Below are 25,627 nucleotides of genomic sequence, written 5' to 3'. Positions count from 1 at the left end.
GGGCTGTAATCGACGACCACTGGTAATTTCCCACCATGACCCGTCACGTCGACCTGGCCCTCGACCTGCCGCCCCAGGTGGAGAACGCGGGCGTCGGTGTGCACGGCTCCGCGGGCCCGCACGACGTGTTCCGCCTCCCGCACCTGTGGCAGCTCCATCTCTACGGCTACTCGGGCACCCTGGAGTTCGGCGGCTCCCGGCACCCGATCCGCCCCGGACACGTCAGTTTCGTCCCGCCCGACACCGAGGTGCACTTCCACTACGACGCCACGCGCTGCGAGCACCTGTACGCCCACTTCCGGCTGCCCGGCGACGGCGAGCGACACCGGGTCCCGGTGATGCAGGACGCCGGCGCGGACGCGGCGGTGCTGACCGGGCTGCTGCGGCAGACGGTCGCGGCGAGCGCGCAGTCCCCGGCCCGGGCCTCCGCCGAACTGTGGACCGTGCTGTGGCGCACGACCGGCCTGGCCGGCACCGGCGAGGACCGCGCCCGGCACCCCGCGCTGCGGACGGCGGTCGCCCACATCGAGGAGCATCTGGCCGGCCCCCTGACCGTCCCCGGCATCGCCCGTGCCGCCGGGGTCTCGCACACCCACCTGACCCGGCTGTTCCGCGAGGACACCGGGCAGACGGTCGTCGCCTACATCCGGCGCCGCCGCATGGAACGCGCCCGGCATCTGCTGATCGCCTCGACGCTGGCCATCCCGGCGATCGCGGCGACGGTCGGGATCCCCGACCTCCAGGCCTTCAACAAGACCTGCCGCAAGGAGCTGGGCGCCTCGCCGCGGGCGGTACGGGAGCGTCACGGCTAGGGGGTCACCGCGGGCGCCGGAACCCCGCGCCGGGTCCCGCGGCGCCGGGCCCGGCCCCTGCCGACCGCGGCGCAGCCCGCGTAGAGGACGAACGAGATCGTCGTGACGTACGGGCTGATCGGGATGCTGCTGCCCAGGGCCAGCAGGATGCCGCCCTCGACCGACGCCAGGGCGAAGACCACGCTGAGCAGCGGCAGCAGGACCGGTGACGCGGTGACGCGGGCGGCGGCCGCGGCCGGGGTGATCAGCAGGGAGAGCACCAGCAGGGCACCCACGACCTGCACGGACAGGGCGACGGCCAGGCCGAGCACGACCATGAAGGCGAAGGAGAGCCCGCGCACCGGGACCCCGCGGGCCTCGGCGACTTCGGGGTCGGCGCTGGCGAAGGCGAGCGGACGCCACATCACCGCGAGGGCGAGCAGGACCACGGCGGAGGTGGCCAGCAGCCAGGCCGTCTGCGGGGTGTCCACGGCGACGATCTGCCCGGTGAGCAGGCCGAACTTGTTGGCCGCCCGGCCCTTGTAGAGGGCGAGGAAGAGCACCCCGAGGCCCAGTCCGAACGGCATCAGGATGCCGATCACCGAGTTGCGGTCCCGCGCACGCGTGCCGAGCGCACCGATCGCGCCGGCCGCCAGCAGCGACCCGGTGATCGAGCCCGCCACGATGTTCGTGCCCAGCAGCAGCGCCCCGGAGGCGCCGGCGAACGACAGCTCGCTGATGCCGTGCACCGCGAACGGCAGGTCGCGCATCGCGACGAAGACCCCGGCGAGGCCGCCCACCAGACCGAGGGCCGCGCCCGCGACGAGCGAGTTGCGGACCAGGACGAGGAGTTCGCCGTAGTTCTCGAAGTCGAACATCTGGTGCCAGACGCTCATGGCCGGACCTCCTCGGGCAGGTGGTGGGCGTGGTCGCCGTGGGCGCCGGCCACCACGACCCGGCCGTCCACCCGGACGACGTCGACCCGGGTGCCGTACAGCTCGGACAGGGACGCGGAGGTGAGGACCTCGTCGGGGGTGCCGACGCGATGGCCGCCCGGGGCCAGGTACAGCACCCGGTCCACCAGGTCGAGCACCGGGTTGATCTCGTGGGTCACGAACACCACCGCCGTGCCGTGGGACCGGCGCCGGGCGTCCACCAACTCGGTGACCGCGCGCTGGTGATGGAGGTCCAGGGAGAGCAGCGGCTCGTCGCACAGCAGGACACGGGGGTCGGTCGCGAGGGCCTGACCGATCCGGACGCGTTGGCGCTCGCCGCCGGACAACTGCCCGAGGGGTACGTCGGCGTACGCGGAGGCGCCCACGGAGGCGAGGATCTCGTCGACGCGCCTGCGTACGGCGACCGTGCGCAGGCGCGGTCCGAAGCGGTGGCCGTCGATGCCGAAGCGCACGAGGTCCCGGGCGCGGAGCATCGCCTGTGCGGACAGAGCCGACTGCTGGGGGACGTATCCGATGTGCCGGGCCGCTTCCCGGGGCGAGCGGCCGAGGACCGTCAACTCTCCTGCCGACAGCGGCTGTCGGCCGAGCAGGGCCCGCACGAAGCTGGTCTTGCCGGCTCCGTTCGGGCCCAGCACGGCGAGGAACTCCCCTGCCTGTACGTCGAGTTCGAGGTCGTGCCAGACCGGGCGCGAGCCGTAGGAGAGAGCGGCCCCGCGCAGGCTGATGACCGTGCTCACTGGGCCAGGGCGTTCGCGAGCGCGTCGACGTTGCCGGTCATCCAGGTGAGGTAGTCCTTGCCGCTGGGCAGGGTCTCCGTCACCGGGACCACGGGGATGCCGGCCGCCTTGGCCGCCTGCTCGGACTTCTCCGTCTGCGGGCCGGAGGTCTGCGCGTTGTAGACCAGCGCCTTGACCTGCTTGCCGGAGAACAGGGCGAGGGTCTCCTGGAGGACCTTGGGGGAGACGTCGTCGCCCTCCTCGATGGCCTCGCTGAACTCCGCGGGCGTCTTGTCGACCAGACCGCTCGCTCCGGTCATGTACAGCGGCACGGGCTCGGTGATGGCGATCGCCTCACCACCGTGCTCCTTCTTGATCTGCGCCTCCTTGGCCTCCAGCGGCTTCAGGTCCGCCTTGAAGGCGTCGGCGTTCTTCGTGTAGGCGTCGGCGTTCGCGGGGTCGGCCTTGCCGAGGGCGGCGGCGATGCGGTCGGCGATCCTCGCGACCGAGGGGAAGTCGTACCAGACATGCTCGTTGAGCTCGCCGCCCTCGGGGGCGGTCCTGCCGGACACCTTCACCGCGTTGACCACCTCGGCGGAGGAGTTGCCGCTGCTCCTGAGCATCCGGTCCACGAAGTCGTCGTAGCCGCCGCCGTTCTCGACGACGACCTTCGCCTTCGACAGCGCCAACTGGTCCCGGGTGCTGGCCTCGTAGGAGTGCGGGTCCTGGTCGGGGTCGCTGATGACGGAGGTGACGGAGACCTTGTCGCCGCCTATGCGCGCGACGATGTCGCCGTAGACGTCGGTGGAGGCGACGACGGGGACCTTGGCCGAGGCGGCCGGGGCCGCGGAGGCGTTTCCGTCGCTCCCGGAGTCCGAGGAGCTGCCGCAGCCTGCCAGCAGGGCGATCGAGGCGCCGACGAGCAGCGCCGAACGGCGGGACGGGGACGTGGACATGGATCCTCCAGGCGCGGTTCTGACGGTCCCGTCACGCTAGATGGAAATGATTGTCGGAAACAGCGCCTGCGGCCGCTATATGAAAACCGTTGCCAACAATTGACCCGTCCCTGGTCGGAGCTTCGCCGGGGCTAGGCCCGGGGTGCGGTGCGGGCCCGGTGGCGGCGCACCGCGTCACGGTTGGCGCAGCGGTGGGAGCAGTACCGGCGGCGGCCGGTGCGGGTGGTGTCGGCGAAGATCGTGGCGCACTCCGTCACCTCGCAGCGCCGCAGCCGGTGCATGCCGCGCCCCGCCAGGTGCAGGGCGGTGCCCACGGAGATCAGGGAGTACAGGACGTCGCCGAGCGACTGTCCCTCGTCGCGGTAGTGCAGATGCCAGCCGGTGCCCACGTGGTTGGTCATCCTCGGGTACGCGGCGGCCGTCGCCAGCATGCGGTTGAGCAGTGCGGCGCGCTCCTCCTCGCCCGGGGCGTCGACGACCTTCTCCCACGCGTCCAGCACCTCGCCCGTGCGCGCCAGGTCCCGCGCGGTGACCGGGCCGTCCAGCACCACCCCGGCGGCGCGGCAGCGGTCCGCGAGGTCCGCGACGTCGGCCGGCCGCCGGTTGGCCAGATCCGCGGCCAGGTTCACGGGGTCCTCGCCGTAAGGGTTGAGATGCACAAGGGCATTACACCAACCTGGTCGGCATGGGACAAGGCAGCACAGGCTCAGGACCCGTACGGCGGGCGGTGGAGTACGACCTCGTGGAGCTGGTGCGTCTGCGGGCTCCGCGGTCCGGGGATGTCGACGGCCGCGCGCTGGACTCGCTGGCCGCGACGCTGTGGGAGCAACTCGCCGACGACGACGTGCGCGTCCTGGTCGTCGACGCCGAGGACGGGAAGCTCGCCGCATGCAGCATCGGCGCCATCGACCGGCGTCCGCCCGGACCGGGCTCCCGCGGGGGCCGGACCGGGCACGTCGTCGGAGTCGTCACCGATCCGGACCACCGGCGGCACGACCACAGCGGCACGCTCGTCAGGGGTCTGTTCGCCTGGTTCCGGGAACACGGCGTCTCCCGGGTGGAACTGCGCGCTCCCGTCCCGGAGCCGTCCCCGCGCCGCGCCGTCAGTCCTTCCCGGTGAGCAGTCTCCGCGGGTTGGCGATCCGGAAGGCGTAGGCGGCCGCTCCGCCGAGCCCGTGGCCGGGGTGCTGCGGCGGCTCCGCGTACGGCCGGTCCGAACCCTGGACCACGGCGTCCACGCCCAGCGCCCGCACCACCGACTCGACCGCACGCGGCCCGTACGAGGACGTCTCGACGAAGACCGACGGGTCCGGCCGCATCCCGCCGCCCCCGCGCGCGGCGAACCGCTCCCCGTGCAGCGGGGCGAGCCCGGCCAGCAGCGCGAAGCAGACCCGCAGCCGAGGGTGGCGGGGGCGGCCGAAGGCATGGAACCCGAACCAGGCGGCGTGCATCTGCTGGACGTAGGGGACCATCGCGGGCCACCAGCCGGGCCCCTCGCAGCCACCGGCCGCGGGCCCCGGATGCACGAACAGCGGCAGGTCGCGTTCCTCGAGCAGGTCCAGCAGAGGAGCGCAGCGGGCGTAACCGGCCGCGTCCAGGAGGGCGTCGGCGGGCAGTTGGAGGCCGACGAACCCCTGGTCGAGACGGGCGGCCGTGGCCTGCGCGTCGATGTCCCGCACACAGGCGGCGGCCCACGCCCCGAAGGGCCGGGGCAGCGCGGCTGCGCCCTCGTGGTAGGCGTCGAGCAGCGGCCGCGCCTCGGCCGCCGGCAGCCACTCCACGCCGATCGGCGCCGACAGGGAGACGAGTGCGAGGCCGAGCCCGTCGGTCGCGGCGAGGTCCGCGCGCAGACCCACGTCGTGGTCAGCGGGCGGGAGGTCGTAGGGCGGCTCACCGTCCAGGTACAGCGTCCAGCCGTCCAGGTACGGCGGCTCCCGGCGCGCCCTCAAGGCCGTCACCAGCGCCGGGCTCCACAGATGCTGGTGCACGTCGACATTGGTCATGCCGCTCCTCCCACCCGGGCCCGCGAGGTGCTCCCCGGACTCCGCCTGCTCCCATGATCTCGCGGCCCACCACCTCCCCGTCCACCCCGCGGGCGTTCCGCGGCCGGCCGCTACCCGCCGGACGCCGAGCCGATCTCCACCACGCGGGCCCAGACGGGCGGCGCGTCCGGCACGTACTCGGGGTCGTTCTCGCGTCGCGCCTGACTCCTGCCCGGCCGCGGGAACAGGCCGACGACCGTACGGCACGAGGGCCGCGCGCTCGGCCAGGGCGTCTGACCGTCGGTCAGGGCCACGATGACGTCCGGGCGGGGGCGCGAGCGCAGTGCCTTCTCGAAGCCCGTGCGCAGGTCGGTGCCCCCGCCGCCGACCAGCGGGATCCCCTCCGCCCGGCACAACGGGCGCACGGCACCGGCCGCCGCGTCGCACGAGAGCACGCCGACCAGGTCACGGCGGCCGCCCACGGCACGGGAGATCGCGGTCACCTCCAGCAGGGCGCTGCCCAGTTCGTCGTCGCCGACCGAGCCGGAGGTGTCGATGATCACGCAGACCCGCGGCGGCCGGCGCCGCAGACTCGGCAGCACCGCGCCCGGCACCCCGGCCGAGCGGCGCGACGGACGGCCGTAGCTGTAGTCGTCGCCCGCTCCGGAGCCGCAGACCGCCGACCGGAGCGCCGCGCCCAGCAGGTCCCGCCACGCCTGCGGCGGATGGAACGCCTCCTCCGCCCACCGCCGCCAGCCCCGCGGGGCGCTCCCCGGCCGCGCCCTGATGCCCTCCGCCACCCGGAAGCGGACCGCGTCCCGTTCCTGCTCGCTCAGCCCGTCCGCCCCGTCGGCGCCGAGGTCCCACTCGCGCTCCAGACCGTCGGCCCCGCTTCCGCAGTCCAGCCAGGAGAGGTCGAGGGTGAGCGCACCGAGGCCGATCCGGCCGAGGTACTCCTCCATGAGCTCGCCCTCGGGCAGTTGCAACCGCCAGGGCCGCACGGCGCCTTCGGGCTGGAGCAGCCCGTCGCCGTACACGTCGTCGTTGATCTCGCAGTCCGCGGCGATGTTCATCCGCAGCCGGTCCCCGAGCCCGGTCAGCCCGTGCTCCCGGGCGACCCGGTCACCGCGCCCGTGGTGGTCGCGCAGCAGGTGGGACACCTCGTGCACCCACACGCCCGCCAGCTCCTCCACCGGCATCCGGTCCACGAACGCCGGGGAGACGTAACACCGCCAGTGCCGGTCGACGGCCATCGTCGGCACCCGCTCCGACTCGACGGTGTGCAGCGCGAACAGCGCGGTGGCGAGGTACGGGCGGACCCGGGCCGCGTGCAGACGGGCGGCGAAGAGCTTGTCGCGGTCCAGTCGGCCCCCCGCCTCGGGGGTGGTCGCGCTCACCGGCGGGCCTTGGAGGCGACCGCCGCCCGGTCCGCCCGCCGCGACAGCGCGACCGTGCCGGCCAGCCTCTCGATGCCGGCCGGCACGTCCCAGTCCTGCTGCCGCAGCGAGGCGAGCGTGGTCGCGGGCACGACCACCAGGTCCGGCGCCCCGGTCTCCAGCGCCCGCGCCAGCACCGCCCACGCCGCGTCCCAGCGGTCCCGGTCGGGACGGGCGCGTACGGCCGCCACGACGCCGTCGAGCACGGCCTGCCGCAGGTCTCCCCGCTCTGGCAGGACGGCCCCCTCGGGATCGGCAAGCACGTCCTCCGGGTCCGGGAGGTCCAGCCGGTCCAGGCTCGCCAGCAGCTCAAGGCCCGGGCCGTCGCCCACCGTGCCCCGCACCAGCAGGGAGAGCACGTCCCGCGCGGAACCGGCCGCGGTCGCGAACGCGACCAGGGACAGTGTCATGTCCCAGCTCCGCGGCGACGGCCAGGGACCGCCCCGCCGGGTCTCGTTGGTGGGCAGCCGGTGCACGAGGGTGGGCCGCGCGGCGAGCAGCCCGCACACCGCGCGGCGGGCGAACGCCACGGCCTCCGGAAGCCTGCCCGGATCGAGCCGCGGCAGGGTGGCCCGCGGCCAGGTCCCGCCGAGCCCCCGTACGACGACCTCGTGGTCGTGGGTCCACTGGAGATGGACGAACCGGTTGGCCAGCGGCGGGCTGAGTTCCCAGCCGTCGGCCGCCGAGGACCGGGGGTTGGCGGCGGCCACGATCCGCACCCCTGGCGGCAGTCGCAGCGCGCCGATCCGCCGCTCCAGGACGAGCCTGAGCAGCGCGGCCTGGACGGCGGGCGGCGCGGTGGACAACTCGTCCAGGAACAGCAGCCCCCGCCCGGCCCGCACCAGCCGTACGGCCCAGTCCGGCGGGGCCATCGGCACGCCCTGGGTCGCGGGATCGTCCCCGACCACGGGCAGCCCCGAGAAGTCGGACGGCTCGTGCACGCTGGCGATCACCGTGGTCAACGGCAGGCCCAGGGCCTCGGCGAGCTGGGTGAGGGCGGCCGTCTTGCCGATGCCGGGCTCGCCCCACAGCAGCACCGGCAGGTCGGCGGCCACGGCCAGGGTGAGGGCCTCCAGTTGGGAGTCGGGGCGCGGTTCGGTGGTGGAGTCGCGCAGGAGGGTCAACAGGTCGGCTGCGATGTCGAGTTGGGAGGCGGGAGCAGGGACGGTCTTGGGCATGTGTGATCACCTGTGGGCCAGGAGTGGGCCGGGAAGGGGGACGGTGTCCCCGGTGGCGGGGTCGGCGCGCGGCTTTAGTCGGGCGCGTCGATCTCGGGAGTCGTGTGGTGGCGGGGTCAGTGCGCGTGCCGTGGATGGGCGGGCGGATTTCGGGCGTGGCGGTGGCGGGGTCGGCGCGCGGCTGTGGACGGGCGCGTCGATCTCGGGAGTCGTGTGGTGACGGGGTCAGTGCGCGTGCCCTGGACGGGCGGGCGGATTTCGGGCGTGGCGGTGGCAGGGTCAGTGAGCGTGCCGTGGATGGGCGCGCCGGTTGCGGGAGTCGCGGACGGTCGGACGCGGCCGGAACCAGGTGGGTCCGGGTCCCGTCAGGCCGGCCCTGAACAGGCCGTAGGTGACGCGTCGCAGCGCGGCCGCCTCCAGTGCGTCCCGGAGGGGGCCGGCGCGCAGCAGCGCCTCGGGGCCCAGCAGTCCTTCCACGACGGCCAGCGCGCCGGCGGTGTCGCCGTGCACGAGGCGTTCGCGGACGCCGTCCAGGCAGTGCGGACGACGGTGTGCCTCGTCGATCGCCTGGAGGCAGGGGAGCGGCGTGCCGGTCAGCGCGACCAGCAGTTCCTCCCGCCGGATCTCGTCGGGGTCGTGGTCCAGCGCGGCCAGCACCCCGTCGACCAGGCCGATCCGGTGGCGGGCTCCCCGGCACTCCACGAGCCGCGGCCGTCCGGACCCGGTGGAGATGCGGGGCGGTCCGGTGGCCGTGCGGCCCGGTGCCAGCGCGGCGGCGACCAGGGGGTGCAGCCGGCCGGCGTCGATCGCACCGGCGTGCAGCAGTCGGAGGTCGGGCGGCACCCAGGTCGCCGCGTCGGGCAGGACGGGGAGCGCGGAGACGCTGCCGGCCGAGGGCCTCGGTACGGGTCGTAGCAGGTCCTCGTCCGCGGCGAGCTCCAGCACCAGCCGGTGCCGCCCGCCCCACCGCACCGACAGGCGGCCGCCGGACCGTCCTTCGGCCGCGAGCAGTGTCCGGGCCTCGGCCGCCCAACGGTCCACGGCACAGGCGGACGGCACCGCCAACTCCGTTGGGAAAAGGGGACATTGCTGGTCGTACGACCGCGGTGGGGGACCGTCGGCCCCCGACCGTCCCCGCAACTCCCCGGCTCTCGACGCGTCCCACAGATGCCGGTGCAGGTCCAGCCGGAAGCGCCGGTTCGGGCGCGGGTGCGGATGCCCCACGGCGTCCGCCGTGGACCGGGACCACAGCGCGAGGCTGACACGCTGCCCGGCGTCCGCCCAGGCGGGCGCAGTCCGGGCCACCAGGTGCACGGGGCCCTCGGCGGTGCCGTACCGCGCCAGCGTCAGGGTCACCCCGGGCCGCAGCAGCCCGTCCGGGGCGACCCTCGGCATGTGCCAGCGCAGCAAATCGGGTGCGAGGGCGCGCAGATCGGACCGGACCCGGGACGCCAGGTCCCGGCCGTGACCGCGCGCCACGGCACGGAGGTTGAGGTCGACGTCGAAACCGGCGGCGGCGCACGCCCCCGCCCAGTCCCCGGCGAGGCGACGGGCGGTCGCGGTCTCGATCATGGGGGCCGGCACGGCGAACTCGCGCACGCGCGGCCAGAAGGAGGTACGGATGTCCTCGTCCGTGGTCGAAGGGAGCATCAGCGCTCACCTTGCGCGGACGGGACCCCCAATCGTTCAGGAGTGTGAGTCGTCATCGTGGAGCAGCGTAAGCCCCTCCCCGCGGATCCGTCACGTGGTTTGTGCCGGGTTAGCCTGGGGCGTGATCGGATTCCCGCTCGGCGCCGCCACCACGACGGCCCGGCTCGCCAGTGATCCGCACCCGCGTCTGGCCGAACTCCGCGCGTGCGAACCGGTGTCGTGGCTGCCCGAACTGAACGGCTGGCTGGTGACCCGCCGCGATCTCGCGCTCGACGTGATGCGGGACGCCGAGACCTTCACCGTCGACGACCCCCGCTTCTCGACCGCCCGGATCGTCGGCCCGAGCATGCTCTCCCTGGACGGTGCGGAACACACCCGCCACCGCGAGCCGTTCACCGCACCCTTCCGGCCCCGTGAAGTGCGGGACGGTTTCGCGGAGTTCATCGAGCGGGAGACCGACCGGCTCGTCACCGCGCTGGAACCGGCGGGCGCCGCCGAACTGCGCCGCGCCTTCGCCGGCCCGCTCGCCGTCGCCGTCGTCACCGAGGCGCTCGGGCTGGCGGGCGCCGGCACCGACACGGTGCTCTCCTGGTACGACGCCATCGTGCGGTCCGTCTCGGACCTCACGGCGGGCCTGGCGGCGGGGCCCGCGGGTCCGGAGGCGTACGCGCAACTGCGGCGGGCGGTCGAGGCCACGGTCGCCGAAGGGGCCGACTCCTCGCTCCTGACCCGCGCGGCCGACCGGCTGGCGCTGCCGGAAGTGGCCTCCAACGCCGCGGTGCTGATGTTCGGCGGCATCGAGACCACCGAGGGGATGATCACCAACGCGCTGCTGCACCTCCTCCGCCATCCCGATCAACTGGCTCTGGTCCAGGCGGACTTCGGGCTGCTCGACGGGGCGATCGAGGAGTCGCTGCGCCTGGAACCGGGCGCGGCCGTCGTCGACCGCTACGCCACCCGTGACACCGCTCTCGGCCCGGCCACGATCCGCCGGGGCGACCTCGTCACGGTCTCCCTGGCCGGCGCCAACCGTGACCCCGCCGTCTTCCCCGACCCCGACCGCTTCGACGTCCGCCGCGCCAACGCCCGCCTCCACCTGGCCTTCGCGCACGGACCCCACTACTGCCTCGCCGCCCACCTGGCCCGCCTGGAGACCCGCGTCGCCCTGCGGCACCTGCTCGACCGGCTCCCCGGCCTCCGCCTCGACCCGGACCGCCCGGCCGCCCCGCACGGCCTGGTCTTCCGCAAGCCGCCCACCCTGCACGTGCTCTGGGGCTGACGGCACGAACGCGCGCCGAGTCTCAGCCGGCCCGGGTCACCTCCAGGGACAGGTCGTTGTCGACCGTGTAGTACGGCCGCACCTCGACGCTGCCGGCCGTGGCGCCGGGGTAGACGAAGACGTGCTTGCGGTCCGCCACGTCGTCCAGCAGACGCGCGAGCCGGATCATCGGGGCGCCCGCAGCGGGACGGACGAACAGGTCCCAGATGCCGGGGTCCAGGGTCGGGTCGTCGACAGTGAAGGAGAAGCTCCGGCCGTCCTCCGCTGCCAGCGGCTCAAGGGTGCGGACGGCTCCTTCGCCGCGGCGCAGCCGCAGCCGCACCTCGGCGCCGTCCGACAGCGCGGCACCGTGCAGCCGGGCCTCGAACCGCAGCGTCCCGCCCGTGACGTCCACGCGGCCGGCCTCCGCGTGCGCCGGCCGCACCCAGGTCCGCAGCGCGAGGTAGCCGTCCTTGGTGACATAGGGGACCCGCACGGCCAGCGGTCCTTGCCGCTCCCGCAGATGCCCGTCGACCAGGGCCCGCAGGTCGCGGGGGCCGGGCCGCAGACGCGTGCGCTCGGTACCGTCCAGCAGGTACACGTCCCACCGGCCCTCGGCGAGCTCGGGGTCCGTGCCCAGGACGGCCCGGGCGCGCCCCTCGCCCGCGGGGTCCAGGTCGAGGACGTGCAGGGTGTCCTCGGGCTGCCCCTTCTTCGGGCGCAGCCGCAGCAGCAGCCGGTGCCCGGGTGCCGCCGGCAGCTCGAAGGTGATCCGGCCCTCCGCGTCGATCGCGCAACCGGTGCGTGGTGTGGTCATGACCGTCCCTTCCGTACGAGGCGCAGCGCGCCGCTCGCCGCGACCAGCGCGGTGTCCCTGGCGGCGGAGCCCCGGGCGGTCAGCGTTCCGCGCTGACGCTCCCGCACGACCGGCCGGCCCGCCGCCCGCGCCGCGACGGCCTCCGCGATGAGCCGCTCGGCCTGTTCCACGACCGGACCGGGGGCGAACCGGCGGGCGTTCTCCAGGGCCGCCCGGCTCATCCGGCGGCGCAGTTCGTCGTTCCCGACCAGCTCCAGCAGGGCCGCCGCCATCGCGTCCCGGTCCCCGACCGGCACCAGCCGGCCGTCGACCCGGTCCGCGATGATCTCGCGGGGCCCGTGGGGGCAGTCGGTGCTCACCACGGGCAGCCCGCAGCGCATCGCCTCGACGATGGTCATGCCGAAGGGTTCGAAGTCGGAGGCGGCCACCCCGATCGAGCCCTTGACCCACTCCGCCTCCATCGGGGCCGCGGGCCCCATCAGGAAGACGTTGTTCCACAGCCGGAGGTCGGTGATGAGCCGCCGCAGCCGGTCGTGTTCCTCGCCCTTGCCGTAGATGCGCAGTTGCCAGTCCGGATGCGCGGCGGCGACCGCGGCGAAGGCCTCGACGAGCAGGTCGTACCGCTTCACCCGGACCAGCCGGCCGGCCGCGACCACCACCTTGGCGGAGGCGTCCGCGGCCGGCAGCACCGGATCCGGCACGCTGTTGGGCAGTGCCTCCACGCGTACGCCGGGCAGCCGCATCCGGCGCCGGTACGCGGTGGCGTCGGCCTCGGTGACCGTGGTGAGCACGTCGAGGCCGCGGTAGGCCCGGCGCAGCGCGGTGCGCAACCGTGGCGAGTGGTTGTCCAGTGTGAGGTGTTCCTGCCCGATCCGGGCGACGTGCGGCGGCGCCTGGACCGCGAGATGCACATTGAGCCCGGGCCGGGTGCCGATCACCGCGTCCGCGTCGATGCCGGCGAGGGCCTCCGCTATCCGCTGGTCCGTCAGTTCGCTGTACTGCCCGTACCGGTACTCGGACCGCGGGAACACCCGCGCCGGTCTCAGGTGCGAGGGGTGTTCCTTCTCCTGTCTGAGATCGACCAGCGGCCGCAGCGAAACCCGGGGGTCCAGCACGAAGTTGGGCAGCTCCCGGTGCCGGAGCACGGAGACGATCTCCACCTCGTGCCGATCGGCCAGGGCCTGGGCCAGGTTGAACGTGGTGGTGATGGTCCCTCCGATCCCGTAGGCGTTGTGGAGCAGGAAAGAGATCTTCATGCCGGGCTAGACCACCCGGCATTGCCTTCGGTTGACCTTCGTTACCCTTTCGTGGTGTCCTCGCCGCCCGGGCGTCACGCCGTGTACTGGTATGCGGGATAAGTGAGGTAGCCGTTGTCGCCGCCCTGGAAGTAGGTGGCCTCGTCGGCCGGGGCGATCGGCAGTCCGGTGCGCAGTCGCTCGACCAGGTCCGGGTTGGCGATGAAGGCGCGGCCGAAGCTGATGAGGTCGGCGCCGAGACCCAGCCAGTGGTCGGCCTCGGAGCGGCCGGTCTGCTTGGCGCCCATCGGCTGCACCGGGTTCATGACGAGCGCGCCCGGCCAGGCCCGGCGCAGGGCGACGAGGGTCTCCTCCGGGGCGGTGGCCTCCAGATGGACGTAGGCCAGTCCGAGTCCGGACAGCTCGGTCAGCAGCGCGGTGTACAGCTCGGGGACGTCGGACTCCTCGACCCCCCAGAACGTGCCGCCCGGTGAGAGCCGGATTCCGGTCCGCTCCGCGCCCACCGCGTCCACGGTCGCGGCGGCCGCCTCGACGGCGAACCGGATCCGGCCGGCCACCGAGCCGCCGTAGCGGTCCGTGCGCAGGTTGGCGTTGGAGGAGAGGAACTGCGAGATCAAGTAGCCGTTGGCGCCGTGCAGTTCCACCCCGTCGAAGCCGGCGTCGACCGCGCGGCGCGCGGCCTCGGCGTACGAGGCGGCGTGCTCGGGGACCTCCGCCGTCTCCAGCGCCCGCGGCACCGGCGCGGGCTGCGGTCCCGTGGGTGTGAAGACCTCGCCGGCGGCCGGGACGGCCGAGGGCCCGACGGGCCGCAGACCGTTGGTGTCCGGGTGCGAGACCCGGCCGCCGTGCATGATCTGCGCGAAGATCCGGCCCCCGTTGGTGTGCACGGCCTCGGTCACCTGGCGCCACGAGGCCGCCTGCTCGTCGGTGTGCAGCCCCGGCGTGCCCGGGTTGGACTGTCCCACCAGGCTCGGCTGCACCCCCTCGGTGACGATCAGGCCGGCCGTGGCCCGCTGGGCGTAGTAGCGCGCCATCGACGGTGTCGCCAGACCGCCCTCGGCGGCCCGCACCCTGGTCATCGGGGCCATGACCACCCGGTTGGGCAGCCGCAGTCCGCCGAGCCGGAAACCGGTGAAAAGCGTCGTCACGTCATGTCTCCTTAGTGATCCGTCATGCCCGTGACCCGGGCACGCGGTTACGCTAAAACCTGACGTCGACGTGAGGGTCAAGCCCGCCAGGGAGGAACACATGCGCATCGGTGAGCTGTCGGCACGGGCCGGGGTCAGCGTCCGGGCCCTGCGCTACTACGAGGAGCAGGGCCTGCTCGCCAGCACGCGCAGCGCGAGCGGGCAGCGGCACTACACGGAGACCGCGGTCGAGCGCGTGGTCTTCCTCCAGCGGATGTACGCGGCCGGACTGTCCAGCCGTACGATCGCCGAACTCCTGCCGTGCGTCGAGTCACCCAGCGCGGAGACGTCCGACGCCGCGCTGGTGCGCATGGCCGAGGAGCGCGACCGGCTCTCCGAGCACATCGCGGACCTGATCCGCACCCGGGACGCCCTCGACCGGCTCATGGCCACCAACCGGGCCCACCGCGAGAGCCTGCGCACGGCGTGACACGCTGAGACCACCGCAACCGGCCGGACCGAGGAGCCCCCGTGACGTACGACATCGACGCCCTCCGCTCCCACTTCCCGGCCCTGTCGGCCGGCACCGCCCACTTCGACGGCCCCGGTGGCACCCAGACCCCCGAACCGGTCGTCCGGGCCATCGCCGACGCGCTGGCGCAGCCCCTGTCCAACCGGGGGCGGATCACCGTGGGGGAGCGCAACGCCGAACGGATCGTCACCGGGGCCCGCCGCGCCATGGCCGACCTGCTCGGGGCGGACCCGGCGGGCATCGTCTTCGGCCGCAGCGCCACCCAGCTCACCTACGACTTCTCGCGCACCCTCGCCAGGACGTGGTCGCCCGGCGACGAGGTGATCGTCACGAGCCTCGACCACGACGCCAACATCCGCCCCTGGGTCCAGTCGGGCGCCACCGTGCGCTGGGCCGAATTCGACCCGGAGACGGGGGAGTTGACGGTCGACGCCATCCGGGCCGTGCTGTCCGGTCGTACCCGGCTCGTCGCCGTCACGGCCGCCTCCAACCTGATCGGCACCCGCCCCGACATCCCCGCGATCGCCGCCGCGGCCCACGAGGCCGGCGCGCTCGTGTACGTGGACGGCGTCCACCACACCGCCCACTCCCTGGTCGACACGGAGGAACTCGGCGCGGACTTCTTCGTGTGCTCCCCGTACAAGTTCCTCGGCCCGCACCACGGAGTCCTCGCCGCCCGCCCGGAGTTGCTGGAGACCCTGCGCCCGGACAAGCTCCTGCCCTCCACCGACGCCGTCCCCGAGCGCTTCGAACTGGGCACACTGCCCTACGAGTTCCTCGCCGGCACGGCGGCGGCGGTCGACTTCCTCGCCGAACGGCTCGACCCGGACGCCACCGGCAGCCGTCGGGAGCGGCTGGCCGCCGGGTTCGCCGCCCTCGAAGCCCACGAACACGTCCTGCGCACCCGCATCGACGAGGGGCTGGCCGCGCTCGACGGCGTCACCGTCCACTCCCGGGCCGCCGACCGCACCCCGACCGTCCTGCTCACCTTCGAGCACCACAGCACGGCCGACGCGTACGGCTTCCTCGCCGAACGCGGCGTGCAGGCCCCGGCGGGCTCCTTCTACGCCGTCGAGGCCTCCCGCCGGCTCGGCCTCGGCGACAGCGGCGGCCTGCGCGTCGGGCTCGCCCCCTACAACGACCTGGACGACGTCGACCGGCTCCTGACGGGACTGACCGACTTCCTCAAAAGGTGAACCGCCCGAAGGGGTGAACTGCCCGAAGAGGTGAAGGGAGAGACGCTCATGAGCACGTTCCCCACCGCACGAGAGGTACGGACCACCCCGGAAGGGCTGCTGTGGGAGCCCAGCGAGCGCTGGGTGCGCGGCCGCAAGGGAGACGTCACGGTCGTCGACAGCCGGCACCCCGTCCTCGTCTGGGAGCCGGACGTCCCCGTCCCGCTGTACGCCTTCCCGCGCGCCGACGTCCGCGAGGACCTGCTGCGCCCCGCCAAGAACCCGGCGACCGGCACCCACACCGGATCACAGGTCTTCTACGACCTGGCGGCCGACGGCGGACTCGTCGAGAACGCCGCCTGGACCTTCCGGGCCGCCGATCTCGCCGACCACATCGCCTTCGCGTGGTTCCGGCGCTGGGGGACCGGCCTCGACCACTGGTACGAGGAGGAGGAAGAGATCTTCATCCACCCCCGTGACCCGCACAAACGCGTCGACGCCATGCCCAGCAGCCGGCACGTCCAGGTCGAGGTCGACGGGACGCTCGTCGCCGACACCCGCCGGCCCGTCCTGCTCTTCGAGACCGGCCTGCCCACGCGCTACTACGTCCCGCGCGAGGACGTCCGCCGTGACCTCCTCGACGCCACCGACCACCGCACCGGCTGCCCCTACAAGGGCACCGCCGAGTACTGGTCGGTGGGGGCCCACACGAACATCGTCTGGAGCTACCCCGACCCGCTCCCCGCCGTGGGCGCCGTCAAGGGACTCCTCGCCTTCTACAACGAGGCCGTCGACATCACCGTGGACGGGGAGCGCCTGGACCGTCCGGTGACCCCCTTCACCGGAACCGTGCAGTGATCAGGGCCGCCCGCCCCGCTCCAGGGGGATCCGCTCGCCCGCCTCGACCGCGACCGGCAGCCGGTTCCCGGCGGGCGGCAGCGGGCAGGTCGCCAGGTCGGTGTAGGCGCAGGGCAGGTTCCCCGCGCGGTTGAAGTCGATCGTGACCCGGCCGTCCGCGTCGGGCGCGGCGATCTGGAGGGAGCGGTTCGCCGCGTACGTCGTCACGCCCGAGGTCCTGTCGGTGAACAGCACCATCAGGGCGCCGGGGCCCCGCCCGTTGAACGCGGTCAGCCGGTGCCGTGCGCCCTCCAGCTCGAACTCGACCTGCCCGGGCGAGTCGTAGACGTGCTCCAGCCCCTCCACGGCGGCCCCCACGGTCACCGGGCGCGGCTCCTCGTACGGCAGGAAACGGCCCTCGACCACCCAGCGCGGGTCCGGCGCGTAGGCGGGCGTGTACGTGAAGGCCGTACGCAGGGCGCTGCCGGGGTGGCGGGGGCGCAGGATGTCGTTGCCGCCCCGCTTGGCGATCTCCAGGCGCGCCTCGCCCCAGTCGGCGTACACGCTGTCCCGCTCGGCGATCACTCCGAAGTCGTGCCTGCCCCGCACGACCTGCCCGTCGACGGTCAGCTCCTCACCCTCGTCCAGCTCGACCACCACCCCTTCGGCGCCGGCCGACCAGGTGCCGGGGGCGTCCTCGAAGCGGCTCGGCTCCGGGCTCAGCCAGTGCAGGCCGGTGATCGCGAGGAACCCGTGCGGTCCGGAGAGCACCGCCTCCTTCTGCCGGTGCCACTCCTCCCACTCCTGAACGAAGCCCATGTCCACTCCCTGGTACGGCGGCGTCCTGTCCTGAGCGACAACCGCCGTACCTGCGCGAATCATCCCCAAACCGTCCGCGACACGTGACCTGACTCTCATGGCCACCGGCCGCCTTTGCCGAGAACATGGGGGCGTCACCGGCAGGCCGAAGGGAACGGGAATGCTCCGCAAGGTACTGGTCGCCAACCGTGGTGAGATCGCGATCCGGGCGTTTCGCGCCGGCTACGAGGTGGGCGCGCGGACGGTCGCCGTCTTCCCCCACGAGGACCGCAACTCACTGCACCGACTCAAAGCCGACGAGGCCTACGAGATCGGCGAACCGGGCCATCCCGTGCGGGCCTACCTCTCCGTCGACGAGATCATCCGCGCCGCCCGCCAGGCCGGCGCCGACGCCGTCTACCCCGGCTACGGCTTCCTCTCCGAGAACCCCGAGCTCGCGCGGGCCTGCGAGGAGGCGGGCATCACCTTCGTCGGCCCCAGCGCCGACATCCTCGAACTGACCGGCAACAAGGCCCGCGCGGTCGCCGCCGCCCGCGCCGCCGGCGTACCGGTCCTCGGCTCCTCGGCGCCCTCCGACGACGTGGACGAGCTGGTCAGGGCCGCCGACGACATCGGCTTCCCGGTGTTCGTGAAGGCCGTCGCCGGTGGCGGCGGACGCGGCATGCGCCGGGTCGAGGACCCCGCGCAGCTCCGCGAGTCCATCGAGGCCGCGGCGCGCGAGGCCGCCTCCGCGTTCGGCGACTCGACCGTCTTCCTGGAGAAGGCCGTCGTCGAGCCCCGCCACATCGAGGTGCAGATCCTCGCCGACGGCCAGGGCAACGTCATCCACCTCTACGAGCGGGACTGCTCGGTCCAGCGCCGCCACCAGAAGGTCATCGAGCTGGCCCCCGCGCCCAACCTCGACCCGGAGCTGCGCGACCGGATCTGCGCCGACGCCGTGCGCTTCGCCCGCGAGATCGGCTACCGCAACGCGGGCACCGTGGAGTTCCTCCTCGACCGCGACGGCAACCACGTCTTCATCGAGATGAACCCGCGCATCCAGGTCGAGCACACGGTCACCGAGGAGGTCACCGACGTCGACCTCGTCCAGGCCCAGCTCCGCATCGCCGCCGGCGCCACCCTCGCCGACCTCGGACTCTCCCAGGACACGGTCCGGCTCCACGGCGCCGCCCTCCAGTGCCGCATCACCACCGAGGACCCCGCCAACGGCTTCCGCCCGGACACCGGCCGCATCAGCGCCTACCGCTCACCCGGCGGCTCCGGCATCCGCCTCGACGGCGGCACCACCCACGCCGGTACCGAGATCAGCGCCCACTTCGACTCGATGCTGGTCAAACTCTCCTGCCGGGGACGGGACTTCACCACCGCCGTCAACCGGGCCCGGCGTGCCGTCGCCGAGTTCCGCATCCGTGGTGTGGCCACCAACATCCCGTTCCTCCAGGCGGTGCTCGACGACCCGGACTTCCAGGCGGGCAACGTCACCACGTCGTTCATCGAGCAGCGCCCCCACCTGCTGACGGCCCGTCAGTCCGCCGACCGCGGCACCAAGCTGCTCACCTACCTGGCCGACGTGACGGTCAACAAGCCGCACGGCGAGCGGCCCGAGCTGATCGACCCGGTCTCCAAGCTGCCGCGCGTCGACACGGCCACGGAGCCGGCCGCGGGCTCCAAGCAGAAGCTCGTCGAGCTGGGCCCCGAGGGCTTCGCCCGGTGGCTGCGCGAGTCGCCGACCATCGGCGTCACCGACACCACCTTCCGCGACGCCCACCAGTCCCTGCTCGCCACCCGGGTGCGCACCAAGGACATGCTCGCCGTGGCCCCCGCGGTCGCCCGCACCCTGCCCGAGCTGCTCTCCCTGGAGTGCTGGGGCGGCGCCACCTACGACGTGGCCCTGCGCTTCCTCGCCGAGGACCCCTGGGAGCGGCTCGCCGCGCTGCGCGAGGCCGTCCCCAACATCTGCCTCCAGATGCTGCTGCGCGGCCGCAACACCGTCGGCTACACCCCGTACCCGACCGAGGTGACCGACGCCTTCGTGCAGGAGGCCGCCGAGACCGGCATCGACATCTTCCGCATCTTCGACGCCCTCAACGACGTCAGCCAGATGCGCCCCGCCATCGACGCCGTACGCGCCACCGGCACCTCGATCGCCGAGGTCGCCCTGTGCTACACCTCCGACCTGTCGGACCCGAACGAACGCCTGTACACGCTCGACTACTACCTGCGCCTCGCCGAGCAGATCGTCGACGCGGGCGCCCACGTCCTGGCCGTCAAGGACATGGCGGGCCTGCTCCGGGCCCCCGCCGCGGCCAAGCTCGTCTCGGCGTTGCGCCGCGAGTTCGACCTGCCGGTGCACATCCACACCCACGACACCGCGGGCGGCCAGCTCGCCACCTACCTGGCCGCGATCCAGGCGGGCGCCGACGCGGTCGACGGTGCCGTGGCCTCCATGGCCGGCACCACCTCGCAGCCCTCCCTCTCCGCGATCGTCGCCGCGACCGACCACTCCGACCGGCCCACCGGCCTGGACCTGCGCGCGGTCGGCGACCTGGAGCCGTACTGGGAGAGCGTCCGCCGCGTCTACGCCCCCTTCGAGGCGGGTCTCGCCTCGCCGACCGGACGCGTCTACGACCACGAGATCCCCGGCGGCCAGCTCTCCAACCTGCGCACCCAGGCCGTCGCGCTCGGCCTCGGCGACCGGTTCGAGGACATCGAGGCGATGTACGCGGCCGCCGACCGCATCCTCGGTCACCTGGTCAAGGTCACCCCGTCGTCCAAGGTGGTCGGCGACCTGGCCCTGCACCTGGTCGGGGCCGGGGTGACGCCGAAGGAGTTCGAGGAGACCCCGGACCGCTTCGACATCCCCGACTCGGTGATCGGCTTCCTGCGCGGCGAGCTCGGCACCCCGCCCGGCGGCTGGCCCGAGCCCTTCCGCAGCAAGGCGCTCCAGGGCCGCGCCGACGCCAAGCCGGTCCAGGAGCTGGACGCCGAGGACCGCACCGGCCTGGAGAAGGACCGCCGCTCGACCCTCAACCGGCTTCTGTTCCCCGGCCCGACCCGCGAGTTCGAGGCCCACCGCCAGTCCTACGGCGACACCAGCCTCCTGGACAGCAAGGACTTCTTCTACGGCCTGCGCCCGGGCAAGGAGTACGCCGTCGACCTGGAACCCGGCGTGCGGCTCCTCATCGCCCTGGAGGCCATCGGCGAGGCCGACGAGCGGGGCATGCGCACGGTGATGTCCACGCTCAACGGCCAGTTGCGGCCCATCCAGATCCGTGATGCCGCCGTCTCCTCGGACATCCCTGCCACGGAGAAGGCCGACCGTTCCAACGCCGGCCACGTCGCCGCCCCGTTCGCCGGAGTGGTCACGCTCGCGGTCTCCGAGGGCGACGAGGTGGCGGCCGGAGCCACCGTCGCCACCATCGAGGCCATGAAGATGGAGGCCTCCATCACCGCTGCGAAGGCCGGCCGGGTCTCCCGCCTCGCCATCAACAGGATCCAGCAGGTGGAGGGCGGTGACCTGCTGGTCGAGATCGCCTGAGCCGTCGATCTGGCGGTGACGGGGAGGAGCCCTTGTCATGACAGTGATCCACGAGATCAACACCCTTGTCTGGCTGGGCGAGTTGAGCCGCCGCTACGACCGCCCCGTCACCCTGGGTGACGTGCCCGGCGAGGCGTGGGACGCCGTCGCACCGCCCGGCGTCGACACCGTGTGGCTGATGGGCGTGTGGGAACGCAGCCCGGCCGGACGGGAGATCGCCCTGCGCGACCGGGGCCTCATGGACTCCTTCCGCGCGGCCCTGCCCGACCTGACCGAGGCGGACATCGCCGGGTCGCCGTACTGCGTGCGCGACTACGTCGTGGACGCCTCCCTCGGCGGCCCGGACGGACTGGCCGCCGCCCGCGCCCAACTGGCGGCCCGCGGAGTGCGGTTGATCCTCGACCACGTCCCCAACCACGTGGCACCCGACCACCCCTGGCTCACCTCGGACCCTGACCGCCTGGTCCGGGGCACCAGCGACGACCTGGCCCGGGCGCCGGCCGACTTCATCGAGACCGGGGGAGGGATCCACGCCCGCGGCCGCGACCCCTACTTCCCGCCCTGGCCCGACGTCGTGCAGCTCGACGCCTTCAGCGACGCCCTCAGGGAGGCGACCGTCGCGACCCTCGTGGCCATCGGCGACCAGGCCGACGGCGTGCGCTGCGACATGGCCATGCTGATGATGAACGACGTCTTCGCAAGGACCTGGGGAGACCGCGCGGGCACGGCCCCCGCCGAGGACTTCTGGCCGTACGTCATCCCACGCGTCCGGGCCCGCCACCCCGGCCTCCTCTTCGTCGCCGAGGCCTACTGGGACCTCGAACACGCCCTCCGGCAACAGGGCTTCGACCACTGCTACGACAAGCGCCTCCACGACCGCCTCCTGCACGAGGACGCCGGCTCCGTCCGCGCCCATCTCGACGCGGACCTCGCCCACCAGCACGGCCTCGTCCGCTTCCTGGAGAACCACGACGAACCCCGGGCCGCCGCCGCCCTGCCCGGCAACCGGGGACGGGCGGCGGCCGTGGCCGTCGCGACCCTGCCCGGCGCCACGCTCTGGCACGAGGGCCAGTTCGACGGCCGCCGGGTACGGCCCCCGGTGTTCCTGAGGCGCAGGCCGCAGGAGCCCGCCGACGAGCCCCTGCGCGACTTCTACGCCCGGCTGCTGCCCGCCGCGGCCTCCGTACGCCGGGGCGAGTGGCGGCTCCTGACCCCGCGGGGCCTCCCGGACGACGACACCCACCACCACCTGCTCGCCTGGACCTGGACGCACGCCGACGCCCGCCACCTCGTCGTCGTCAACGACTCCGGCCGTCCGGCCCGGGCGCGGCTGCCCCTGCCGTGGGACGACCTCAGAGGCCGTGCGTGCCGGGCCACCGACCTGCTCACCGGGGCGGTGCACGACCGTGACGGAGACGAACTGACCGGCTCCGGTCTGTTCGTGTCCCTGGCGGCCTGGGAGTGCCACGTCCTCCGGTGGTGACGGACGCGACAGGGGCGTACCGTCGAACGGAGATTATGAGCACCGACCCGCAGGCGAGTTCTGCACCACGGACCACCCCACCGGACTCCGGCGGGGGCGGAAACGCCATGGCGCTGCTGGTCATCGCGTCCTGCCAGCTCATGGTGGTGCTCGACATCACCATCGTGAACATCGCGCTCCCGGACATCCAGCGCTCCCTGGACTTCTCCACCACCAGCCTGGCCTGGGTGGTCAACGCGTACACCCTCACCTTCGGCGGACTGCTGCTGCTCGGCGGCCGGACCGGCGACATCCTCGGCAGACGCCGTATGTTCGTCGTCGGCGTGCTGCTGTTCGTGCTTGCCTCCCTGCTCGGCGGGCTCGCCCAGAACGAGGGCCAACTCCTCGCCGCGCGCGCCCTCCAGGGCGTCGGCGGCGCCATCGCCTCCCCGACCGCGCTCTCCCTGGTGAGCACGACCTTCCGCGAAGGCCCCGAACGCAACCGGGCCTTCGGTGTCTTCGCGGCGGTGTCGGCCGGCGGCGGCGCGATCGGACTGCTGGCCGGCGGAGTCCTCGTCGAGTGGCTGAACTGGCGGTGGGTGCTGTTCGTCAACGTCCCCATCGGACTGCTCATCGCGCTCGCCACGCCCCGCTGGATCCGCGAGTCGGAGCGGCACCCCGGACACTTCGACATCACCGGGGCGCTGACCGCCACCGCGGGCATGGTGCTGCTGGTGTACGGCTTCATCCGGGCCGCCCAGGAAGGCTGGCGGGACGCCCTCACCCTGGCCTCGTTCGCCGCGGCGGTGGTCTTCCTCGTGGTGTTCGTGCTGGTCGAGAAGCGGTCCCGGCAGCCGATCACCCCGCTGCACATGTTCGCCGACCGCAACCGTGCGGGCACCTACGGCATCATGCTCTGCCTCGCGGCCGCCATCTTCGGCATGTTCTTCTTCCTGACGCTCTTCGTGCAGAACGTCCTGGACTTCAGCCCCTTGGCGACCGGGTTCGCGTTCCTGCCGGTCAGCGCGGTCATCGCGCTCGGTGCCGGTCTCGCCTCGCGGTTCCTGCCCGTCTACGGGCCCAAGCCCTTCATGGTGGGCGGCGCGATCCTCGCGGCGGCCGGTCTCGCCTGGCTGACCCTGACCGATGTGCACTCCACCTACGCCGGCAGTGTGCTCGGGCCGATGCTCGTGTTCAGCCTCGGCATGGGCATGGAGTTCGTGTCGCTGACCCTGATGGCGCTGTCCAACGTGCCCACCGAGGAGACCGGCGCGGCCTCCGGGCTCCTCAACGCCACCCAGCAGGTGGGCGGTTCCCTCGGACTGTCCATCCTGGTCACCATGTTCGGCACGGCCAGCACCAACGAGGCGGAGAAGCAGGTCCCGCGCTTCCTCGCCCAGGCCACCCCGGCCGAACGCAGGCTCTTCGCCCGCACCGGCGAACTGCCGGGCTCCTGGGGCGACGAGGTCCTGACCGCGGGTGTCTCGGCCGCTTTCGTCGTCGCCGCGATCTTCACCGTGCTCGCCGCCCTCATCGCCGTCGTGGTCATCCAGGTCCGCCCCTCCGACCTGGAACGCCTCAAGGGCGGGCCCCCGGTGCCGTAGGGACCAGGCCGAGCCGCTGGGCGTGCAGCACCGTGCTGACGCGGTCGTGCGTGCCGAGCTTGCGGTAGATGTTCGCGATGTGCTTGTGGACCGTGCGCTCGGATATTCCGAGCCTGCGGCCGATCGAGACGGCCGTCAGGGCGTCGCCGAGCAAGAGCAGCACCGTCGTCTCCCGGGGAGTGAGCGCCAGGTCGGCCGCCTCCTCGGAAGGAACGTTCAGGCGCCGCAGGAGCTGCCGTTGCTGCTCGACCGCGGCCAGCAGCGGCTGCACCTGCTCGGCCAGCCGCAGCTCGTCGTCGGTGAAGTCCCGCCCGGAGCGGTACACCATGCACCCGGTGACGGGAGTGGTCGACTGCGGCAGCGGGATCCCCAGGACGTGGTCGACGTCCAGGAGGTCGTCGAGCAGCCGCGCGGTCGGGCTCCCGGCCCAGGAACGGCCCGCCACCCGGCGCGCGGTGACCGGCGCCCGGTCCGGTCCGCCCGCGTAGTGCCCGGCCAACGGGTAACCCGCGCGCAGCAGTCCGGTCTCCTCGTCGCCGAGCGAGGTGAACTCGGCGTCGGCCCCGGGGGAGAGCCCGAGCGTGCCCTCGTTCTCGTTCCAGTCGTCCAGCTTGTAGATCAGGGCGTCACCGCCGCACAGGACCGGCAGTTCGGCCGCCAGCAGGGGCCACAGCCGCTCAGGGTCGCGTTCGTGGAGCGCGGCCACGGCGACCGACAGCATCCGCTCATACGCAGTTGTACCCATACCGGCCCAGTACCTCGCTGACCCACACTTCATCCGAGCAACATCGACGTTCTCGCATGTACTCCAGCACATCGAAGCTCCGGCGGGCCGCAGTGGGGGAGGGCGGTCCGACGGATACGCCTGTCCCCGCGGGGACGGCCGCGCCGGCCGCGACTCGTGGGGGCCGCCGGCGCGGGGGACCGGCGGCCCCCACGGCCCTGCCCCACCGGTCGGGCGCCTCCTGGCCCAGGCCCGGCGCCGGGTCGAACACCGGGTGGTGGTTCTCCGGCGGCGCGGGACAGTGGCGGGCCCAGGCTTCTCTCACCCCCGGCCGCCGGTCGCGACGCGCCGACGATCACGGGTCGGTCGTCGAGGGTGAGGGCCTGCCCGCCGCACCGCGAGCGCGTGACGGGTCAGGCGGGCCGAATCGCGCCGCGGATGATCGACTCGCCGGTCGGGTAGATCGACTCCTCGCGGATGGATGCCCCCGGGCCCGGCGCGTGGATCATCATGCCGTTGCCGGTGCACAGGCCCACATGGCTGAAGTCGTCGTGGAAGAAGACGAGGTCGCCGGGTTGCATCGCGTACAGCGGTACGGCCGTGCCGGCGCTCGCCTGACCGAGCGAGGTGCGGGGGAGGGACACGCCGGCGACCCTCCAGGCGGCCTGGGTGAGACCGGAGTTGTCGTACGACCCCGGGCCCGCCGCGCCCCAGACGCAGGGCTTGCCGATCTGGGAACGGGCGAAGGCGAGCACCTGGATGACCTTCGAGTCGTAGCCCGAGTCGGGGGTGGGGAGGGCCGGGGCCAAGGGC

23 protein-coding genes are annotated in these 25,627 nt (G+C 73.3%); 9 read left to right on the top strand and 14 right to left on the bottom strand.

Going from position 1 to position 25,627, the window contains the following annotated elements:
• The first annotated feature begins 35 nt into the window (after positions 1-35).
• Complete coding sequence (locus tag AOJ26_RS26275) at positions 36-812, top strand: AraC family transcriptional regulator (RefSeq protein ID WP_053850824.1); 777 nt, start codon at positions 36-38, stop codon at positions 810-812.
• Here AOJ26_RS26275 and AOJ26_RS26270 read toward each other — a convergent pair.
• The 4 genes from AOJ26_RS26270 to AOJ26_RS26255 form a co-directional block, all read right to left on the bottom strand.
• A complete protein-coding gene (locus AOJ26_RS26270) occupies positions 809-1,687 on the bottom strand; it encodes a metal ABC transporter permease (protein ID WP_053850823.1) in 879 nt (292 codons plus the stop codon). The two genes, AOJ26_RS26275 and AOJ26_RS26270, sit on opposite strands and share 4 nt — an antisense overlap.
• Entirely contained in the window at positions 1,684-2,484 is an 801-nt protein-coding gene (locus tag AOJ26_RS26265; protein WP_053850822.1) for a metal ABC transporter ATP-binding protein, read from the bottom strand. Before AOJ26_RS26265 ends, AOJ26_RS26270 begins: the two co-directional genes overlap by 4 nt.
• Positions 2,481-3,419 (bottom strand): metal ABC transporter solute-binding protein, Zn/Mn family, encoded by a 939-nt coding sequence (locus AOJ26_RS26260; protein WP_053850821.1) that lies wholly within the window; start codon positions 3,417-3,419, stop codon positions 2,481-2,483. The genes AOJ26_RS26265 and AOJ26_RS26260 overlap by 4 nt, the downstream gene beginning before the upstream one ends.
• 131 nt (positions 3,420-3,550) lie before the next feature.
• Positions 3,551-4,078: a CGNR zinc finger domain-containing protein gene (locus AOJ26_RS26255; protein WP_053850820.1), complete on the bottom strand. Its 528-nt coding sequence runs from the start codon at positions 4,076-4,078 to the stop codon at positions 3,551-3,553.
• 26 nt (positions 4,079-4,104) lie between these two features.
• Here AOJ26_RS26255 and AOJ26_RS26250 point away from each other — a divergent pair, with 26 nt between their 5' ends.
• A complete protein-coding gene (locus tag AOJ26_RS26250; protein WP_063790319.1) occupies positions 4,105-4,539 on the top strand; it encodes a GNAT family N-acetyltransferase in 435 nt (144 codons plus the stop codon).
• Here AOJ26_RS26250 and AOJ26_RS26245 read toward each other — a convergent pair.
• The 4 genes from AOJ26_RS26245 to AOJ26_RS26230 all read right to left on the bottom strand — a co-directional run bounded on the left by AOJ26_RS26245 (position 4,523) and on the right by AOJ26_RS26230 (position 9,665).
• Positions 4,523-5,422, bottom strand: a complete 900-nt coding sequence (locus AOJ26_RS26245) for an amidohydrolase family protein (RefSeq protein ID WP_053850818.1) — start codon at positions 5,420-5,422, stop codon at positions 4,523-4,525. The genes AOJ26_RS26250 and AOJ26_RS26245 overlap by 17 nt on opposite strands.
• Before the next feature lie 110 nt (positions 5,423-5,532).
• Entirely contained in the window at positions 5,533-6,798 is a 1,266-nt protein-coding gene (locus AOJ26_RS26240) for a DUF2201 family putative metallopeptidase (protein WP_053850817.1), read from the bottom strand.
• Positions 6,795-8,015 (bottom strand): AAA family ATPase, encoded by a 1,221-nt coding sequence (locus AOJ26_RS26235; RefSeq protein ID WP_053850816.1) that lies wholly within the window; start codon positions 8,013-8,015, stop codon positions 6,795-6,797. The genes AOJ26_RS26240 and AOJ26_RS26235 overlap by 4 nt, the downstream gene beginning before the upstream one ends.
• A gap of 279 nt (positions 8,016-8,294) precedes the next feature.
• Positions 8,295-9,665 (bottom strand): hypothetical protein, encoded by a 1,371-nt coding sequence (locus tag AOJ26_RS26230; protein ID WP_053850815.1) that lies wholly within the window; start codon positions 9,663-9,665, stop codon positions 8,295-8,297.
• Between the two features lie 121 nt (positions 9,666-9,786).
• Here AOJ26_RS26230 and AOJ26_RS26225 point away from each other — a divergent pair, with 121 nt between their 5' ends.
• On the top strand, positions 9,787-10,944 hold the full coding sequence (locus tag AOJ26_RS26225) for a cytochrome P450 (RefSeq protein WP_053850814.1): 1,158 nt from the start codon (positions 9,787-9,789) through the stop codon (positions 10,942-10,944).
• Between the two features lie 22 nt (positions 10,945-10,966).
• On the opposite strand, the gene AOJ26_RS26220 is transcribed toward AOJ26_RS26225, so the two are convergent.
• From AOJ26_RS26220 to AOJ26_RS26210, 3 genes are all read right to left on the bottom strand, one after another.
• The gene (locus AOJ26_RS26220) at positions 10,967-11,740 is read right to left on the bottom strand and encodes a hypothetical protein (RefSeq protein WP_053850813.1); all 774 of its coding nucleotides are present in this window, start codon (positions 11,738-11,740) and stop codon (positions 10,967-10,969) included.
• On the bottom strand, positions 11,737-12,996 hold the full coding sequence (locus AOJ26_RS26215) for a glycosyltransferase family 4 protein (RefSeq protein ID WP_053850812.1): 1,260 nt from the start codon (positions 12,994-12,996) through the stop codon (positions 11,737-11,739). The genes AOJ26_RS26220 and AOJ26_RS26215 overlap by 4 nt, the downstream gene beginning before the upstream one ends.
• A 74-nt stretch (positions 12,997-13,070) precedes the next feature.
• Entirely contained in the window at positions 13,071-14,144 is a 1,074-nt protein-coding gene (locus AOJ26_RS26210) for an alkene reductase (RefSeq protein ID WP_053850811.1), read from the bottom strand.
• Positions 14,145-14,244: 100 nt separating this feature from the next.
• Between AOJ26_RS26210 and AOJ26_RS26205 the strand changes: the two genes are divergently transcribed.
• From AOJ26_RS26205 to AOJ26_RS26195, 3 genes are read left to right on the top strand one after another with little or no spacing between them, the layout of a single operon-like run.
• On the top strand, positions 14,245-14,613 hold the full coding sequence (locus tag AOJ26_RS26205; RefSeq protein ID WP_053850810.1) for a MerR family transcriptional regulator: 369 nt from the start codon (positions 14,245-14,247) through the stop codon (positions 14,611-14,613).
• Between the two features lie 41 nt (positions 14,614-14,654).
• The gene (locus AOJ26_RS26200; protein ID WP_053850809.1) at positions 14,655-15,851 is read left to right on the top strand and encodes a cysteine desulfurase-like protein; all 1,197 of its coding nucleotides are present in this window, start codon (positions 14,655-14,657) and stop codon (positions 15,849-15,851) included.
• 48 nt (positions 15,852-15,899) lie between these two features.
• The gene (locus tag AOJ26_RS26195) at positions 15,900-16,688 is read left to right on the top strand and encodes a DUF427 domain-containing protein (RefSeq protein ID WP_053850808.1); all 789 of its coding nucleotides are present in this window, start codon (positions 15,900-15,902) and stop codon (positions 16,686-16,688) included.
• Here AOJ26_RS26195 and AOJ26_RS26190 read toward each other — a convergent pair whose 3' ends face one another.
• Positions 16,689-17,486 carry a DUF1684 domain-containing protein gene (locus AOJ26_RS26190; RefSeq protein WP_053850807.1) on the bottom strand — a complete coding sequence of 266 codons (798 nt, stop codon included), beginning with the start codon at positions 17,484-17,486 and terminating at the stop codon, positions 16,689-16,691. It abuts the gene before it with no gap.
• 160 nt (positions 17,487-17,646) lie between these two features.
• Here AOJ26_RS26190 and AOJ26_RS26185 point away from each other — a divergent pair, with 160 nt between their 5' ends.
• The 3 genes from AOJ26_RS26185 (at position 17,647) to AOJ26_RS26175 (ending at position 24,090) form a co-directional block, all read left to right on the top strand.
• Positions 17,647-21,024 (top strand): pyruvate carboxylase, encoded by a 3,378-nt coding sequence (locus AOJ26_RS26185; RefSeq protein WP_053850806.1) that lies wholly within the window; start codon positions 17,647-17,649, stop codon positions 21,022-21,024.
• A gap of 37 nt (positions 21,025-21,061) precedes the next feature.
• On the top strand, positions 21,062-22,507 hold the full coding sequence (locus tag AOJ26_RS26180; protein ID WP_053850805.1) for an alpha-amylase family glycosyl hydrolase: 1,446 nt from the start codon (positions 21,062-21,064) through the stop codon (positions 22,505-22,507).
• A gap of 107 nt (positions 22,508-22,614) precedes the next feature.
• Entirely contained in the window at positions 22,615-24,090 is a 1,476-nt protein-coding gene (locus tag AOJ26_RS26175; RefSeq protein ID WP_053850804.1) for an MFS transporter, read from the top strand.
• Here the strand turns inward: AOJ26_RS26175 and AOJ26_RS26170 are convergent.
• Together AOJ26_RS26170 and AOJ26_RS26165 are read right to left on the bottom strand one after the other, a co-directional pair.
• Entirely contained in the window at positions 24,065-24,835 is a 771-nt protein-coding gene (locus AOJ26_RS26170; RefSeq protein ID WP_053850803.1) for a helix-turn-helix transcriptional regulator, read from the bottom strand. The genes AOJ26_RS26175 and AOJ26_RS26170 overlap by 26 nt on opposite strands.
• Positions 24,836-25,227: 392 nt before the next feature.
• Positions 25,228-25,627: C40 family peptidase (locus tag AOJ26_RS26165; protein WP_199828876.1), on the bottom strand; the 400-nt coding region annotated here is incomplete at its 5' end.

It is taken from the genome of Streptomyces sp. NRRL B-24085 (assembly GCF_001282115.1).
In the GTDB taxonomy this organism is placed as follows: domain Bacteria; phylum Actinomycetota; class Actinomycetes; order Streptomycetales; family Streptomycetaceae; genus Streptomyces.
Note: the sequence above shows the minus strand (reverse complement) of the source record. Positions and strands in the feature narration are given on the sequence as shown.

Coding starts and splice junctions, on each gene's coding strand:
- AOJ26_RS26275 (WP_053850824.1), top strand. CDS start 36: ATGACCCGTCACGTCGACCTGGCCCTCGACCTGCCGCCCCAGGTGGAG.
- AOJ26_RS26270 (WP_053850823.1), bottom strand. CDS start 1,687: ATGAGCGTCTGGCACCAGATGTTCGACTTCGAGAACTACGGCGAACTC.
- AOJ26_RS26260 (WP_053850821.1), bottom strand. CDS start 3,419: ATGTCCACGTCCCCGTCCCGCCGTTCGGCGCTGCTCGTCGGCGCCTCG.
- AOJ26_RS26250 (WP_063790319.1), top strand. CDS start 4,105: ATGGGACAAGGCAGCACAGGCTCAGGACCCGTACGGCGGGCGGTGGAG.
- AOJ26_RS26245 (WP_053850818.1), bottom strand. CDS start 5,422: ATGACCAATGTCGACGTGCACCAGCATCTGTGGAGCCCGGCGCTGGTG.
- AOJ26_RS26235 (WP_053850816.1), bottom strand. CDS start 8,015: ATGCCCAAGACCGTCCCTGCTCCCGCCTCCCAACTCGACATCGCAGCC.
- AOJ26_RS26230 (WP_053850815.1), bottom strand. CDS start 9,665: ATGCTCCCTTCGACCACGGACGAGGACATCCGTACCTCCTTCTGGCCG.
- AOJ26_RS26220 (WP_053850813.1), bottom strand. CDS start 11,740: ATGACCACACCACGCACCGGTTGCGCGATCGACGCGGAGGGCCGGATC.
- AOJ26_RS26215 (WP_053850812.1), bottom strand. CDS start 12,996: ATGAAGATCTCTTTCCTGCTCCACAACGCCTACGGGATCGGAGGGACC.
- AOJ26_RS26205 (WP_053850810.1), top strand. CDS start 14,245: ATGCGCATCGGTGAGCTGTCGGCACGGGCCGGGGTCAGCGTCCGGGCC.
- AOJ26_RS26195 (WP_053850808.1), top strand. CDS start 15,900: ATGAGCACGTTCCCCACCGCACGAGAGGTACGGACCACCCCGGAAGGG.
- AOJ26_RS26190 (WP_053850807.1), bottom strand. CDS start 17,486: ATGGGCTTCGTTCAGGAGTGGGAGGAGTGGCACCGGCAGAAGGAGGCG.
- AOJ26_RS26185 (WP_053850806.1), top strand. CDS start 17,647: ATGCTCCGCAAGGTACTGGTCGCCAACCGTGGTGAGATCGCGATCCGG.
- AOJ26_RS26180 (WP_053850805.1), top strand. CDS start 21,062: ATGACAGTGATCCACGAGATCAACACCCTTGTCTGGCTGGGCGAGTTG.
- AOJ26_RS26175 (WP_053850804.1), top strand. CDS start 22,615: ATGGCGCTGCTGGTCATCGCGTCCTGCCAGCTCATGGTGGTGCTCGAC.
- AOJ26_RS26170 (WP_053850803.1), bottom strand. CDS start 24,835: ATGGGTACAACTGCGTATGAGCGGATGCTGTCGGTCGCCGTGGCCGCG.